This is a genomic window from Lentzea albidocapillata subsp. violacea (genome assembly GCF_900100275.1).
In the GTDB taxonomy this organism is placed as follows: domain Bacteria; phylum Actinomycetota; class Actinomycetes; order Mycobacteriales; family Pseudonocardiaceae; genus Lentzea; species Lentzea violacea.
Window position 1 is genome coordinate 199,471 of sequence record NZ_FNET01000007.1, and the last position, 14,266, is coordinate 213,736.

The following is a 14,266-nucleotide window of genomic DNA, read 5'->3' on the forward strand; positions in this document are numbered from 1 at the left end:
CGTTCGGGTGAAAACAACAAGCGTGCTCCGTTCGGGTCCCGCTGGAGTCGCGCACTTTCCTGAAACTTTCCCCTTCCCTCCTCGTCATCTCACCTTTACCGTTCCAGGTGTGAGAGCGCTCTCAAAGGTGAGATGGCGGCGCGGACTGGCCGCCGTAGCGATTGCCCTGTCGTCATTGGCGACGGTCGAGGCCGCGTACGCGGCCGACGACTACACGCAGAACGTGACCGCGATCGACGCGACTCAAGCCCGGATCAACTTCACGCCGACGACCCCTGCTGTCTACGTCGACGTGCACTACCTGATCTCCGGCCAGCCGCAGCAGAACTTCCGGATGACCAACAACGCCGGGACCTGGCAGAAGACCGTCGGGGCGCTGTCGGCCGGCACGGTGATCGATTACTGGTTCACCTACGAGAAGTCCGGGCCGCAGTACGACACTCCGCACTTCAGCTACACGCACAACAGTGCGCCGCAACCGGTCGCGACGCCTACGTTCAGCCCACCTGGCGGTACGTACTCGACGGCCCAGACGGTGACGATCTCCACGGCCACCTCGGGTGCGACGATCCGCTACACGATCGACGGCTCGACGCCGACCAGTAGTTCGCCGGTCTACAGTGGCCCGATCTCGGTGCCTGGCAACAGGACCATCAACGCGATCGGTATCAAGTCGGGGCAGGCGAACTCGTCTGTCGGCAGCGCGTCGTACGTGATCGGCACGCCGGTCGCGACGCTGACGTTCAGTCCGCCGGGTGGTGCCTACGCGTCCGCGCAGACGGTGACGATCTCGACGGCGACCTCCGGATCGACGATCCGGTACACAGTGGACGGGTCGACGCCCACGGCAAGTTCGCCGGTCTACAGCGGGCCGATCTCGGTGTCCAGCAACAGGACGATCAGCGCGATCGGCATCAAGTCCGGTCTCGCGAACTCGGCTGTGGCCAGCGCGACCTACACTATCGGTACGCAGCAAGGGTGTGTGCAGTCCGACAACCCCAACTTCGGGCCGAACACGCGCATCTTCGACCCGAGCATGTCCGCCACGAGCATCCAGGCGCAGCTCGACACGGACTTCAACAACCAGAAGGACACGATCACCGCGCAGATGGCGCCCCGCCGGGTCGCGCACCTGTTCAAGCCGGGTACCTACAACGGCATCCACGACGACGTCGGCTACTACACGTCCGTCTCTGGTCTCGGCCGCAACCCCGGTGACGTGCTGATCAACGGCGACATCACCGTGGACGCGTTCAACGAGTCCGACAAGGGTGTGGCGCTGCAGAACTTCTGGCGCTCCGCCGAGAACATGGCGGTCAACCCCAGCAGCGGCACCAACCGGTGGGCCGTCGCGCAGGCCGCGCCGTTCCGCCGCATGGACGTCCGCGGCAACCTGGCGCTGTACCCGGCTTCGTACGGGTTCGCGTCCGGTGGCTACACGGCCGACACCCGCGTGTCCGGCCAGACGGCGTCGGTCTCGCAGCAGCAGTGGTACACGCGCGATTCCAACTACGGCAGCTGGAACGGCGGCGTGTGGAACATGGTGTTCTCCGGAACGCCGGGCGCACCCGCGACCACGTTCCCGAACCCGCCGTCGACGAACCTCGCGACGACGCCGATCTCGCGCGACGTGCCCTACCTCTACCTCGACGGCAACCAGTACCGGGTGTTCCTGCCTTCGCTGCGCACCAACGCTTCCGGTGCGTCGTGGATCAACGGCGGCACGCCCGGCACCTCGTTGCCGATGAGCCAGTTCTACGTCGTGAAGTCCGGCGACACCGCCGCGACGATCAACGCGGCGCTGGGTCAGGGCTGCAACCTGTTCTTCACGCCCGGCATCTACAACGTCAACCAGACGATCAACATCACGCGGCCCGACACCGTCGTGCTGGGCATCGGCTACGCGACGATCGTGCCGCAGAACGGCGTCACCGCGATGCAGGTCGCGGACGTCGACGGCGTGCGGATCAAGGGCATCCTGTTCGACGCGGGCACCACGCTGTCGAACTCGCTGCTGACCGTCGGCCCGGCGGGTTCGTCGGCGTCGCACGCGGCCAACCCGACCACCCTGCAGGACGTGTTCTTCCGCGTCGGCGGGGCGATCGCGGGCAAGGCGACCAACAGCCTCGTGGTCAACAGCAACAACACGATCATCGACCACAGCTGGATCTGGCGCGCCGACCACGGCAACGCCGGCACCTGGGGCTGGGACGAGGCGATCGGTGACACCGGCCTGGTGGTGAACGGCAACGACGTGCTGGCCACCGGCCTGTTCGTCGAGCACTACCAGAAGTACCAGACCATCTGGAACGGCGAGCGCGGGCGGACCATCTTCTACCAGAACGAGATGCCGTACGACGTGCCGAACCAGGCGATCTGGAACAGGCCGAACGGGCAGGCCGGATACGCGGCCTACAAGGTCGGCGACAACGTCACCACGCACGAGGCGTGGGGGCTCGGCAGCTACTGCTTCTTCAACGTCAACCCGTCCGTGCGGGCCGAGAACGCGTTCGAGGTGCCCAACCGGCCCGGCGTGAGGATGCACAACCTGCTGACCGTGTCGCTCAACTACCAGGGCACGATCACCCACGTGATCAACAACGTGGGGGCGGTGACGCCACCGGGCACCGTGCCGGTGAACGTCGTCAACTACCCGTAGTGCTGCTGTGAAGTGCGGCCCGTCACCTCCTCCAGGTGACGGGCCGCATCGCTGCCGCCACCTATGATGCGTGCCATGCCGATCGACCGGGGTGCCGAGTTCGCCGAGTTCTGGGCGGAACGGCACCTGTGCACGTTGTCCACCGTTCGTCCCGACGGGACTCCGCACGTGGTGCCCGTCGGCGTCACGCTCGACGCCGAGGCCGGCATCGCGCGGATCATCACCTCCGGCGCGTCGTGGAAGGTCAAGCACGCCCGCAAGGCAGGGTACGCCGCTGTGTGCCAGGTGGACGGTCGGCGTTGGTCCACGTTGGAGGGTCCGGTCGTCGTGCGCGACGACGTGGAATCCGTGCGGGAGGCCGAGCGGCGGTACGCGTTGCGGTACAAGCAGCCGCGGGTCAACCCGGCGCGGGTCGTGATCGAGATCCAGGTGCGGCGTGTCGCCGGCACCGTCTGACGTCGTGGTCGTCGGCATCGGTGCCGACGGGTGGGACGGGCTTTCTCCCGCCGCTCAGCAGGCGGTTTCCCGCTCACGTGTGCTGATGGGCTCGCGCCGGCAGCTCGACCTGGTGCCGGGGGAGTTCGAACGGGTCGCGTGGCCGTCGCCGCTGGTACCGGCGTTGCCCGCGCTGTTCGAGAAGTACCGCGACGTGTGCGTGCTGGCGTCTGGTGACCCCATGTTCCACGGCATCGGCACGACTCTGGTGCGGCTGCTGGGTGACCGGGTGACGGTGGTCCCGCACCCGTCCTCCGTGTCGCTCGCCTGTGCCCGCCTCGGCTGGGCGTTGAACGAGGTCGAGGTCGTGTCGCTGGTGGCACGATCCGCCGACCTGCTACGCCCCGTGTTGACGCCGGGACAGCGCGTGCTCGTGCTCGGCGGGGACCCGGCAACCGTTGCGGCACTGGCCGGAGACATCACCGTCCTCGAACAGCTAGGTGGGCCAGCCGAGCGGGTTTACCCTTGGTCCGGGCAGGACTCGGACCCGCTGTGCGTGATCGCGATCGAGTACGGCGGAAGCGCTCTCTCACGGGTTCCCGGACTGCCTGATGACGTGTACGAATCCGATGGCCAGCTGACGAAGCGAGAGGTGCGGGCTATTTCGCTGTCGAGATTGGCGCCGCTGCCCGGGCAGCTGCTGTGGGATGTCGGGGCGGGGTCGGGTTCGATCGCGATCGAGTGGGCGCGAACGCATCCGACGTGCCGGGCGATCGCCGTCGAGCAGTCGGTCGAACGCGCAGAGCGAATCGCCGGTAACGCTGCGTCTCTGGGAGTGCCCGGCGTGGAGGTCCACATCGGACGGGCGCCGGACGCGTTGCAGGGGCTGGAGAAGCCTGACGCGATCTTCATCGGCGGCGGCGTGACGGTGCCCGGCGTGCTGCAGGCCTGCTGGGACGCTTTGGCGGCAGGCGGTCGTTTGGTCGTCAACGCGGTGACGCTGGAGTCCGAGGCCGTGGTCGCGCAGTGGTATGCGAGGCTCGGCGGTGACCTGGTGCGGATCTCGGTGAACCGCGGCTCCTCGGTCGGCAAGTTCACCGGGTGGCGGCCGCACATGCCCGTGACGACGTGGAGCGTGACGAAGTGACCGTGCACTTCATCGGGGCCGGGCCCGGAGCGGCCGACCTGATCACGGTGCGGGGGCGTTCGCTGATCGAGTCGTCGCCGGTGTGCCTGTACGCGGGCGCGCTGGTGCCGGTCGAGCTGCTGGACTTCTGCCCTCCGGGCGCGCGCAAGATCGACACGGCGCTGCTGACGCTGGACGAGATCGTCGCCGAGCTGGTCGCCGCCTCGGAGCAGGGGCTGGACGTGGCCCGGCTGCACTCCGGGGACCCTTCGGTGTTCAGCGCGATGGCCGAGCAGATGCGCCGGTTGGACGCGCTGGGCATCGCCTACGACGTGACTCCCGGCGTGCCTGCCTTCGCGGCCGCCGCGGCGTCGTTGCAGCGCGAGCTGACCGTGCCGGGGGTCGGGCAGACGGTCATCCTGACGCGGACCTCGCAGCGCGCCACGCCGATGCCAGAAGGTGAGGACCTGGACACGCTGGGGCGCAGTCACGCGACTCTCGTGCTGCACCTCGCCGTGCAGCGGATCTCGGACGTGGTCGCGGAGCTGGTGCCGAACTACGGGCTGAACTGCCCGGCCGCGGTCGTCGCCTACGCGTCACGTGAGGACGAGGTCGTGCTGCGCGGGACGCTGGACGACATCGCCGCGCAGGTCGAGGTCGCCGGGATCAAGCGGACCGCGGTGATCATCGTCGGGCAGACGCTCGGGGCCACGCAGTTCCCGGACAGCCACCTGTACTCGGCCACGCGGGTTCGATGATCCTGATCCTCGGCGGCACGGGGGAAGCGCGCGCGCTGGCCTCCCGCGTGCCCGCCGTGTCCTCGCTGGCCGGCCGGGTGAGCAATCCCGCCCTTCCCGCCGGCAAGGTGCGGATCGGCGGGTTCGGCGGGGTCGACGGGCTCGCGCAGTGGTTGCGGGACAACGACGTCCACGCCGTGGTCGACGCGACCCACCCCTTCGCTCGGCAGATCACCGCGAACGCCTTCGAGGCCTGTTCGCGGGTCGGCGTGCCGTTGCTGATCCTGCGACGGCCCGGGTTCACGCCACAGCCCGGATGGCGGTGGGTGGACAGCGTTGCCGAGGCCGCGCTGGATCTACCGGGGGAGAGGGTGTTCCTGACGACCGGGCGGCAGGATCTCGCGGAGTTCGCCGAGTGCCCGCAGTGGTTCCTGGCGCGGATGGTCGAACCTCCGGAACCGCCGATGCCGCAACACATCGAGGTGCTGCTGTCGCGCGGTCCGTTCACTGTGGACGGTGAGCTGGAGCTGATGCGGTCGCGCGAGATCGACGTGCTCGTCACCAAGGACAGCGGCGGCTCGATGACGTCGGCCAAGCTCGAAGCCGCGCGTCGGCTCGGTGTGCCGGTCGTGATCGTGCGCCGGCCACCGCTCCCACCCGCGGAGACGGTGGCCGACGTTGATGCCGCCGTCAGCTGGTTGGGTACCGCCGGGGCGTGAAGACGACGCCCTGGGGCGTCACGATCGTCTGCGACGAGCCGATGATCAGCAGGCAGCGCATGTCGATCGTGGCCGGGTCGAGGGCGCCGAGCGTGAGGACGCGGGTCTCCTCCTCCGGGCCGCCGACGTCGCGTCCGACGACGATCGGGGTGTCCGGGGCGCGGTGCTTGAGCAGCAGGTCGCGCATGTCCGCCACCTGGTGCGTGCGGGCCTTGGACGCCGGGTTGTAGATCGCGATCACCAGGTCGGCCTTGGCGGTGGCTTCGAGGCGTTCCGCGATGACGTCCCACGGCTTGAGCCTGTCGCTCAGGGAGATCACCGCGTAGTCGTGGCCGAGCGGCGCGCCCGCCTTGGCCGCCACGGCGTTCGCCGCCGTGACGCCGGGGATGACGCGGACCGGCACGTCCGGGGACTCGGCGGCGACCTCCAGCACGGCGGTGGCCATCGCGAAGACGCCCGGATCGCCCGACGACACGACGGCGACCCGCGCGCCCTTCCGCGCCAGGTCCAGGGCGAAGGCCGCGCGTTCGGACTCGACCTGGTTGTGCGAGGAGTGCCGCTTCTGGCCGGGACGTTCCGGGACGCGGTTGAGGTAGGTGCTGTAACCGACCAGTTCGTCGGCGGCCTCGAGCTCCTGACGGGCCTCCGGGGTGAGCCACGCGCGGGCCCCGGGACCGAGGCCGACGACGACGACCTCACCCTTCGGCTTGGCGGGCCGGGACTGGCTCGGCAGCAGGGCCAGCGAAAAGTACGGGACCGAATCGGGGTCGACGTCGGCCAGCGGCGACATCTTCTGGCGGCCGGTCGTGGCGCGCTCGACGTACCAGGCGCCGTCGAGCCGCCCGGCCGCTTCCAGCGCCTCGCGGACGTTGCCGAAAGTACGGCCCAGCTTGAGGATCGCCGCGCTGTCGGTGTCGGCGAGGCGGGCCGCGAGCTCGGCGGGCGGCAGCGTGCCGGGCAGGATCGTCAGCACCTCGTCGCGTTCCACGAGCGGCGTGCCGAGGACGGCTGACGCGCCGCTCACCGACGTCACGCCCGGGACGACCTCCCACTCGTAGCGGTCGGCGAGGCGCTTGTGCATGTGCATGTAGGAGCCGTAGAAGAACGGGTCTCCGGCTGCCAGCACGACGACGTCGCGTCCGGCGTCGAGGTGCGCGGCCAGCCTGCCGGCGGCCTCCTCGTAGAAGGCGTCGATCTCGCCCTGGTAGTCGTCCGTGTCCTCGGTCGTGACCGGGTAGACGAGCTGTTCCATGATCTGCGGATTTGGATCGTTCTGGCTGCGCAGGTACGGCGCCGCAATGGTCCTGGCGACCGACTTGCCGTGCCGCGCGCTGTGGAACGCCACCACGCCGGCCTCGCTGATGAGTCGTGCGGCCTTGACCGTCACGAGTTCCGGGTCGCCGGGACCCAGGCCGACGCCGTAGAGCTTGCCCGTCATTCTTCTTCGCTCGCAATCGCGTTGATGGCCGCCGCCGTCATGGCACTGCCGCCGCGCCGGCCGCGCACCACGAGGTGCTCCAGATCCGTTGCGGCCAAAGCTTCCTTGGACTCCGCCGCCCCGATGAACCCGACCGGGATGCCGAGGATCGCGGCGGGCCGCGGTGCTCCGGCGGCGATCAGGTCGAGGAGGTGGAACAACGCGGTGGGGGCGTTGCCGATCGCGATCACCGCGCCGCCGAAGCGGTCCGCGAGGAGTTCGAGCGCGGCGGCGCTGCGGGTGTTGCCGATCTGCTGCGCCCGTGTGGGGGTGCGGGGATCCTGGAGGTAGCAAAGGACTTCGTTGTCCTTCGGCAGGCGGCGGCGGGTCACGCCGGACGCGACCATGTTGGCGTCGCACAGGATCGGGGCACCGTTGCGGAGTGCCTCGCGCGCGTCGCGCACGACGTTCGGGGAGAACGCGACGTCGTCCGGCAGGTCGGTCATGCCGCACGCGTGGATCATGCGGACGACGACTTTCGCGACGTCGCCGGGGAACCTGGTGAGGTCCGACTCCGCGCGGATGGTGGCGAAGGACTGGCGGTAGATCTCCGCCCCGTCCCTGATGTACTGCGTCAACGGATCTCCTCGTAGCCGTCGCCGGTCGCGACGAACTCGATCACTTCGCCGGCAGGACGACCGCACCGGCGGGCACAGCCGGACCAGTGGACCGGTCGGCTGTGCGGGGTTCCGAGCCAGGCACGGGCGTCGGCCCGTACGTCGGAGAGCGACTTCGCGCAGCCGGGGCGGCCGGTGCAGGCGCTGACGCCGTGCCAGGGGGAGGCGGGGTCGGTGATCAGGCCGGTGACGTCGGTCCCGGCGGGCACGACCAGGCTGCGCCACGGCGTCAGGCGCACAGCGACACCGGGAAGCTGCGAGGCGTCCAACCGGCCCAGCGGAACACCTGGCGTCAAAGGTGAAGGTGCGACAGGCGTCACAACCGGGGTGAACGCGGCGCCGGACGAGACGCCGAAGTGCGCGGTGATCTTTCGCACACCGTCGTCCACTTCGGACAGGCGCCAGGCGGGGCCGCGCATCGACTGGAACAGGCGGGCGGCGGTCACGACGGCGTCGACCGGGTCGGACACGCGGACACCTGTATCGGTACCGGCGAGCAGCAGCACGTCCCCGGCGAGGCCGAGGTCGCCGCCCAGTCCGCTCACCGCGGCGCCGACCGTGACCAGGAAACGCCCTGGTAGCGAGGCCAGCTCGGGGTCCGCGCACAGAGCCGCGTCCAGCGCGTCGACCAGGTCCTGGTTGTCGTCCAGGGGCGCCGCGACGATGTTGCGGATGCGCTCGTGCGACCAGGAGGGCAGCAGGCCCGCCGCACGCAACCGTTCGGCCAGCTCCACGCCGTCCGCGAGGCCTCTGATCTGGAGGTTCGCGCGCGAGGTCAGCTCGATCGAGCCGTTGCCCAGTTCGGCGGCGGCCAGCCGGACGGCATCCCACTGAGCAGCGGAAAGAGTGCCGCCCGGCACCCGGATGCGCGCCAGCCCGCCGTCGGCCGCGGCATGCAGCTCGACGGCGCCGGGGCAGGCGTCCGGGTGACTACGCATAGGTCGGACTGTAACCCGCCGGTTAGGGTGAGCCCGAACGACGAAGCGCAGGAGGAAGCCGGTGTGAATCCGGCGCGGTCCCGCCACTGTGACCAGCGCACACCGCTGGGAGTCAGGAACTCCGCTTCGTCAGTCACCCGCACTTTGGGGCGAGGACCCCACGAGGGATGGAGCCTGCGTGATCCTGCTGCTGTCGACCTCCGACACCGACCTGCTGTCGGCGCGTGCGAGCGGTGCCGAGTACCGGCTCGGCAACCCCGCCCGCCTCACCGTCGACGACCTGCCCGCGCTGGTCGACGGCGTCGAGCTCGTCCTCGTGCGCATCCTCGGCGGCCGCCGGATGTGGGAGGAAGGCCTCGACTGGCTGCTGGCCGGCGGGCTGCCCGTCGTCGTGCTCGGCGGTGAGCAGCAGCCCGACGCGGCGCTGATGGAGCTGTCCACGGTGCCCGGTGGCGTCTGCGCGGAGGCGCACCTCTACCTCGCGCACGGCGGGCCGGCGAACCTCACCGAGCTGCACAAGTTCCTGTCCGACACCGTGCTGCTGACCGGCCACGGCTTCGAGGCCCCCGCCGCCACCCCCTCGTGGGGTGTGCTGGAGCGGGAGACCGAAAGCACTGGTCCGACGGTCGGGGTCCTCTACTACCGCGCGCACCACGTCGCCGGGAACACGGCGTTCGTGCACGCCCTGTGCGACGCGATCGAGGCCAAGGGCGGCAGGCCGCTGCCGGTCTACTGCTCCTCGCTGCGCACCGCCGAACCCGAGCTGCTCGACACGCTGCGCCAGGCCGACGCGCTGGTCGTGACGGTGCTCGCGGCCGGCGGCACGAACCCCGCCAAGGCGTCCGCCGGTGGCGACGACGACGCGTGGGACGTCGGTGCGCTGGCCGCGCTCGACGTGCCGATCCTGCAGGGCCTGTGCCTCACGTCGAGCCGCGAGTCGTGGGACTCCAACGACGACGGACTGTCTCCTTTGGACACCGCGACCCAGGTCGCGATCCCCGAGTTCGACGGCCGGATCATCACGGTTCCGTTCTCCTTCAAGGAGATCGACGCCGACGGCCTCACCGTCTACGTCGCCGACCCGGAACGGGCGCTGCGCGTCGCGGGCATCGCGGTCCGGCACGGCCGGCTGCGCCACATCCCGGTCGCGGAGCGCAAGGTCGTCGTGATGCTGTCGGCATACCCGACGAAGCACTCCCGCATCGGCAACGCGGTCGGGCTCGACACGCCCGCGTCGACCGTACGGCTGCTGAAGGCCATGCAGGAGCACGGTTACGACATCGGCGACGCGCTGCCGGGCGTGCAGGAGCTCGACGGCGACAAGCTGATCCACGCGCTGATCGCGGCCGGTGGCCAGGACGCGGACTGGCTGACGCAGGAGCAGTTCGAGAGCAACCCGATCCGCATCGCCGCGGCCGACTACCGCGAGTTCCACGAGACGCTGCCCGACGAGTTCCGCCAGTCGATGCGGGAGCACTGGGGTGAGGCGCCCGGTTCGTTGTTCGTCGACTTCTCGAAGTCGAAGGACGGCGAGATCGTGCTGGCCGCGCTGCGGTCCGGCAACGTCGCGGTGATCGTCCAGCCGCCGCGCGGGTTCGGCGAGAACCCGATCGCGATCTACCACGACCCCGACCTGCCGCCGTCGCACCACTACCTCGCGGCGTACCGGTGGATCGAGTCGAACTTCGGCGCCGACGCCGTCGTGCACGTCGGCAAGCACGGCAACCTGGAGTGGTTGCCGGGCAAGACGGTCGGCATGTCGGCGTCCTGCGGCACGGACGCGGCGCTCGGTGACCTGCCGCTGATCTACCCGTTCCTCGTCAACGACCCCGGCGAGGGCACACAGGCCAAGCGGCGTGCGCACGCCACGCTGGTCGACCACCTCGTGCCGCCGATGGCCCGCGCCGACAGCTACGGCGACATCGCGCGCCTGGAGCAGTTGCTCGACGAGTACGGGAACATCTCCGCGATGGACCCGGCCAAGGTGCCGGCGATCCGCGCGCAGATCTGGACGCTGATCAAGGCCGCGAAGCTCGACCACGACCTGGGACTCGACGACCGGCCCCACGACGCGGAGTTCGACGAGTTCATCCTGCACGTCGACGGCTGGCTCTGCGAGGTCAAGGACGTCCAGATCCGCGACGGCCTGCACATCCTCGGTGAGGCGCCGACGGGTTCGGTCCGCGTCAACCTCGTGCTCGCGATGTTGCAGGCACGGCAGATGTGGGGCGGTCAGGTCGCCGCGCTGCCCGGCCTGCGCGAGGCGCTCGGGCTCACGACCACGGGCCGCGAAGACGTTGACGCCGTGGAGGAACAGGCACGCGTACTCGTCCAGGCGATGGAGGACGCGGGCTGGGATCGTTCCGCCGCAGCGGGTCTGCACGAGTCCGAGGACGTGCGGAAGATCCTGGAGTTCGCGGCGGACGAGGTCGTGCCCCGGCTCGCGCGCACCACGGACGAGATGACGAACGTCCTGCACGCGCTGGACGGCGGCTACATCCCGGCCGGGCCGTCCGGTTCTCCGTTGCGCGGCCTGGTGAACGTGCTGCCGACCGGCCGCAACTTCTACTCGGTCGACCCGAAGGCCATCCCGTCGCGCCTCGCGTGGGAGACCGGCCAGGCGATGGCCGACTCGCTGCTGGAGCGCTACCGCACCGAGAACGACGGTGAGTGGCCGCCGTCGGTCGGCCTGTCGGTCTGGGGCACGTCCGCGATGCGCACCGCCGGCGACGACATCGCCGAGGTGTTCGCGCTGCTCGGCGTCCGGCCGGTGTGGGACGACCAGTCGCGCCGCGTCACCGGTCTCGAAGTGATCTCGCTGGAGGAGCTGGGCCGGCCGCGCGTCGACGTCACGGTCCGGATCTCCGGCTTCTTCCGTGACGCCTTCCCGCACGTCGTGTCCATGCTGGACGATGCCGTGCAGCTGGTGGCCGCGCTGGACGAGCCCGCGGAGCACAACTTCGTCCGGGCGCACATGCTCAAGGACCTGGAGGAGCACGGCGACCAGCGCCGGGCCACGTTGCGCGTCTTCGGTTCCAAGCCCGGCGCGTACGGCGCGGGCGTGCTGCCGTTGATCGACAGCCGCAACTGGCGCGACTCGTCCGACATCGCCGAGGTCTACGCGGTGTGGGGCGGCTACGCGTACGGCCGTGGCGTCGACGGTGTGGCGGCACGGGCGGACATGGAGTCGGCGTACCGGCGGATCGCGGTGGCGGCCAAGAACATCGACACGCGCGAGCACGACATCGCCGACTCGGACGACTACTTCCAGTACCACGGCGGCATGGTCACGATGGTGAAGGCGTTGACGGGCAAGGCACCCGCCGCGTACGTCGGTGACAGCACGCGCCCCGAGGCCGTCCGCACGCGTACGCTCACCGAGGAGACCTCGCGCATCTTCCGGGCCCGTGTGGTGAACCCGCGCTGGATCGGGGCGATGCGCAACCACGGCTACAAGGGCGCGTTCGAGCTGCAGGCGACGGTCGAGTACCTGTTCGGCTACGACGCCACGACCGGCGTCGTCGCGGACTGGATGTACGAGAAGCTGACCGAGAGCTACGTGCTCGACCCGGAGACCCGGAAGTTCCTGCAGACGTCGAACCCGTGGGCGTTGCACGGCATTGCCGAACGTCTGCTGGAGGCGGCCGAGCGCAAGATGTGGGAGCACCCGGAGGAGTCCACTCTGGACGCGCTGCGGGCGGCCTACCTGGAGACCGAGGGCGACCTGGAGGACGGCGTCTGATCGAGCCGGACGCAGCAGTGACCCGGTGACGGATCGAGGCGGGCGGACACGCCGTTCGCCCCGATCCCGTCCAGCAGGCCGCTGACCATGCACAGGTTCATCCCGCACACCAGTTGCGTGTGCCGGTGCGCCAGGCTGTGGAACGGGCAGTTGCCCAGCAGGATCGAGCCGCCGTCCTCGCGCGGTTCGAAACCGAAGTCCGCCAACGCTTCCGTCACGCCGCCCGGGGCCTGCGCCGCCAGGTCCGCGCCCCACTCGTAGGCGCGCCGGTTCAGGACCTCGCGCGCCGGTTCCCCCGTGGTCTCGGCTTCCACCAACGCGTCCGTGAGCAGATGGCTCGCGGCCTCGTAGCGGCGATCGGGCAGCGACACCTCGATCTGCTCCGCGGAACGCTGGTAGAGCTTCGCCGGCCGACCGGCCCCGGGCCCGCTGCGCCCGGTTCGCCGCTGGTGCACCACTGTGAGAAGGCCCATCTCGACCAGCTTGTCGAGGTGGAACGCGGCCGTCGTGCGGGGCAGTTCGACGGCCTGCGCCGCCTCGTCCTTGCTGATCGGGGAGGTTTGCCGCGCCACGAAGTCGTAGAGCCTGCGGCGGTTCGGTTCGTCGAGGGCCGCTACGGCGGCGACGGGGTCGGCCATCTCTAAAATCTACTCCTGTTGACTAAATTCGGCCAGCGACTCTACCGTGACGGCATGGACCTCGAAGCGGCGCAGCAGGCGGTCACGGACCTGCTCAAGGCTCTGGGCAAGGACCCGTACTCGGTGCACCTCGCCGACACCCCGCGCCGCGTCGCCGAGGCGTACGCGGATATGCTGACCCCGCGCGCCTTCACCATGACGACGTTCCCCAACGACGAGGGCTACGACGAGCTCGTGCTCGCGCGCAGCATTCCCGTGCAGTCGTTGTGCGAGCACCACATGCTGCCTTTCACCGGTGTCGCGCACGTCGGATACCTGCCGGGCGAACGGATCCTGGGCCTGTCGAAGCTCGCGCGGGTCGTGGAGATGTTCGCGCGCGACCTGCAGGTGCAGGAACGGCTCACCAAGCAGGTCGCCGACTGGCTGCAGGACCAGCTGCAGCCTCTGGGGGTCGGTGTCGTGATCGAGGCCGAGCACATGTGCATGGCGCACCGGGGCGTGCGGGTCAGCGGATCCCGCACGATCACGTCGGCGTTGAAAGGCGTGCTGCGCAAGAATCCCGCGTCACGTCAGGAGTTCTTCACCCTCGTTCACGCGGCATGAACGGGCCCGAACACGTAGGAACCGGCGGCGTCCGCGTCGTCGCCCGCCCAGAACTCCGCCCACAGCGTGGCGAACTCGGCACGTGACAACCTGCCGTCCCCGTCGAGGTCCAGCACGGCGAAGTCGGTCGCGGCGGCGCGCCCGAGCCAGGCCTCGACCATCACCCGGTACTCGGCCTCGGACACGTAGTCGTCGCCGTCCGCGTCCACGGCACCGAACATCGCGTCCGCCGTCCCGATGACCGGCTCGATGTTGTCCGGCAGCACGTCGACGACGTTCAGCACGTCGTCCAGCGTCACCCTGTCCGCGCCGCCCGCGGCCGACTGCAGCATCGTCCACCAGCCCAGCATCACCTGGGACAGCAGCTTCTCGTCACCGCCGCGCAGGCCGGCCCAGCGCCCGGCGAGCAGCCGGAAGTCCTCCTCGGTCAGATAGCCGTCACCGGTGGCGTCCATGGCCCCGAAGACCAGAACGACCTTGCTGCGCTGAAATTCGCTCGCCATGCGCAAGGACGATAGGCCGAATGCCGCAACCAGGACTATCGGCCGAATGGGTCCGAACTAGTGCCGTGGTGT

The 14,266-nt window shown here is 69.7% G+C and carries 12 protein-coding genes and 1 riboswitch; of the genes, 7 read left to right on the forward strand and 5 right to left on the reverse strand.

The genetic code is table 11. The annotated features are described in order from the left end of the window. The first annotated feature begins 109 nt into the window (after positions 1-109). The 5 genes from BLR21_RS18170 to BLR21_RS18190 all read left to right on the forward strand — a co-directional run bounded on the left by BLR21_RS18170 (position 110) and on the right by BLR21_RS18190 (position 5,676). On the forward strand, positions 110-2,659 hold the full coding sequence (locus tag BLR21_RS18170) for a chitobiase/beta-hexosaminidase C-terminal domain-containing protein (protein ID WP_176929683.1): 2,550 nt from the start codon (positions 110-112) through the stop codon (positions 2,657-2,659). A 66-nt stretch (positions 2,660-2,725) separates the two neighbouring features. Beyond that, on the forward strand, positions 2,726-3,115 hold the full coding sequence (locus BLR21_RS18175; protein ID WP_090007142.1) for a TIGR03618 family F420-dependent PPOX class oxidoreductase: 390 nt from the start codon (positions 2,726-2,728) through the stop codon (positions 3,113-3,115). Then, entirely contained in the window at positions 3,096-4,241 is a 1,146-nt protein-coding gene (gene cbiE, locus BLR21_RS18180; protein ID WP_090007002.1) for a precorrin-6y C5,15-methyltransferase (decarboxylating) subunit CbiE, read from the forward strand. The genes BLR21_RS18175 and cbiE overlap by 20 nt, the downstream gene beginning before the upstream one ends. Continuing rightward, entirely contained in the window at positions 4,238-4,978 is a 741-nt protein-coding gene (gene cobM, locus BLR21_RS18185) for a precorrin-4 C(11)-methyltransferase (RefSeq protein ID WP_090007141.1), read from the forward strand. Before cbiE ends, cobM begins: the two co-directional genes overlap by 4 nt. Further along, a complete protein-coding gene (locus BLR21_RS18190) occupies positions 4,975-5,676 on the forward strand; it encodes a cobalt-precorrin-6A reductase (RefSeq protein ID WP_176929685.1) in 702 nt (233 codons plus the stop codon). Before cobM ends, BLR21_RS18190 begins: the two co-directional genes overlap by 4 nt. On the opposite strand, the gene BLR21_RS18195 is transcribed toward BLR21_RS18190, so the two are convergent. From BLR21_RS18195 to BLR21_RS18205, 3 genes are read right to left on the reverse strand one after another with little or no spacing between them, the layout of a single operon-like run. Next, positions 5,648-7,114 carry a precorrin-2 C(20)-methyltransferase gene (locus tag BLR21_RS18195; protein ID WP_090007003.1) on the reverse strand — a complete coding sequence of 489 codons (1,467 nt, stop codon included), beginning with the start codon at positions 7,112-7,114 and terminating at the stop codon, positions 5,648-5,650. The two genes, BLR21_RS18190 and BLR21_RS18195, sit on opposite strands and share 29 nt — an antisense overlap. Then, positions 7,111-7,731 (reverse strand): precorrin-8X methylmutase, encoded by a 621-nt coding sequence (locus BLR21_RS18200; protein ID WP_090007004.1) that lies wholly within the window; start codon positions 7,729-7,731, stop codon positions 7,111-7,113. Before BLR21_RS18200 ends, BLR21_RS18195 begins: the two co-directional genes overlap by 4 nt. Beyond that, positions 7,728-8,708 (reverse strand): hypothetical protein, encoded by a 981-nt coding sequence (locus BLR21_RS18205; RefSeq protein WP_090007005.1) that lies wholly within the window; start codon positions 8,706-8,708, stop codon positions 7,728-7,730. Before BLR21_RS18205 ends, BLR21_RS18200 begins: the two co-directional genes overlap by 4 nt. 26 nt (positions 8,709-8,734) lie before the next feature. Beyond that, positions 8,735-8,882, forward strand: a riboswitch (adenosylcobalamin (AdoCbl) riboswitch). A gap of 4 nt (positions 8,883-8,886) precedes the next feature. Between BLR21_RS18205 and cobN the strand changes: the two genes are divergently transcribed. Then, entirely contained in the window at positions 8,887-12,450 is a 3,564-nt protein-coding gene (cobN, locus tag BLR21_RS18210) for a cobaltochelatase subunit CobN (RefSeq protein WP_090007006.1), read from the forward strand. Here cobN and BLR21_RS18215 read toward each other — a convergent pair. Next, positions 12,411-13,088, reverse strand: coding sequence for a helix-turn-helix transcriptional regulator (locus BLR21_RS18215; RefSeq protein WP_090007007.1), 678 nt, complete (start codon positions 13,086-13,088; stop codon positions 12,411-12,413). The two genes, cobN and BLR21_RS18215, sit on opposite strands and share 40 nt — an antisense overlap. 54 nt (positions 13,089-13,142) lie before the next feature. On the opposite strand from BLR21_RS18215, the gene folE reads away from it, so the two are divergent. Then, positions 13,143-13,691, forward strand: coding sequence for a GTP cyclohydrolase I FolE (gene folE, locus BLR21_RS18220; RefSeq protein WP_090007008.1), 549 nt, complete (start codon positions 13,143-13,145; stop codon positions 13,689-13,691). Here the strand turns inward: folE and BLR21_RS18225 are convergent. After that, on the reverse strand, positions 13,679-14,194 hold the full coding sequence (locus BLR21_RS18225; RefSeq protein ID WP_090007009.1) for an EF-hand domain-containing protein: 516 nt from the start codon (positions 14,192-14,194) through the stop codon (positions 13,679-13,681). The genes folE and BLR21_RS18225 overlap by 13 nt on opposite strands. Between the last annotated feature and the right edge of the window lie 72 nt (positions 14,195-14,266).

Bases quoted from the DNA above. Each gene is read 5' to 3' on its own strand.
- folE (WP_090007008.1), top strand. From the start codon at position 13,143: ATGGACCTCGAAGCGGCGCAGCAGGCGGTCACGGACCTGCTCAAGGCT.
- BLR21_RS18205 (WP_090007005.1), bottom strand. From the start codon at position 8,708: ATGCGTAGTCACCCGGACGCCTGCCCCGGCGCCGTCGAGCTGCATGCC.
- BLR21_RS18215 (WP_090007007.1), bottom strand. From the start codon at position 13,088: ATGGCCGACCCCGTCGCCGCCGTAGCGGCCCTCGACGAACCGAACCGC.
- BLR21_RS18195 (WP_090007003.1), bottom strand. From the start codon at position 7,114: ATGACGGGCAAGCTCTACGGCGTCGGCCTGGGTCCCGGCGACCCGGAA.
- BLR21_RS18225 (WP_090007009.1), bottom strand. From the start codon at position 14,194: ATGGCGAGCGAATTTCAGCGCAGCAAGGTCGTTCTGGTCTTCGGGGCC.
- BLR21_RS18190 (WP_176929685.1), top strand. From the start codon at position 4,975: ATGATCCTGATCCTCGGCGGCACGGGGGAAGCGCGCGCGCTGGCCTCC.
- BLR21_RS18175 (WP_090007142.1), top strand. From the start codon at position 2,726: ATGCGTGCCATGCCGATCGACCGGGGTGCCGAGTTCGCCGAGTTCTGG.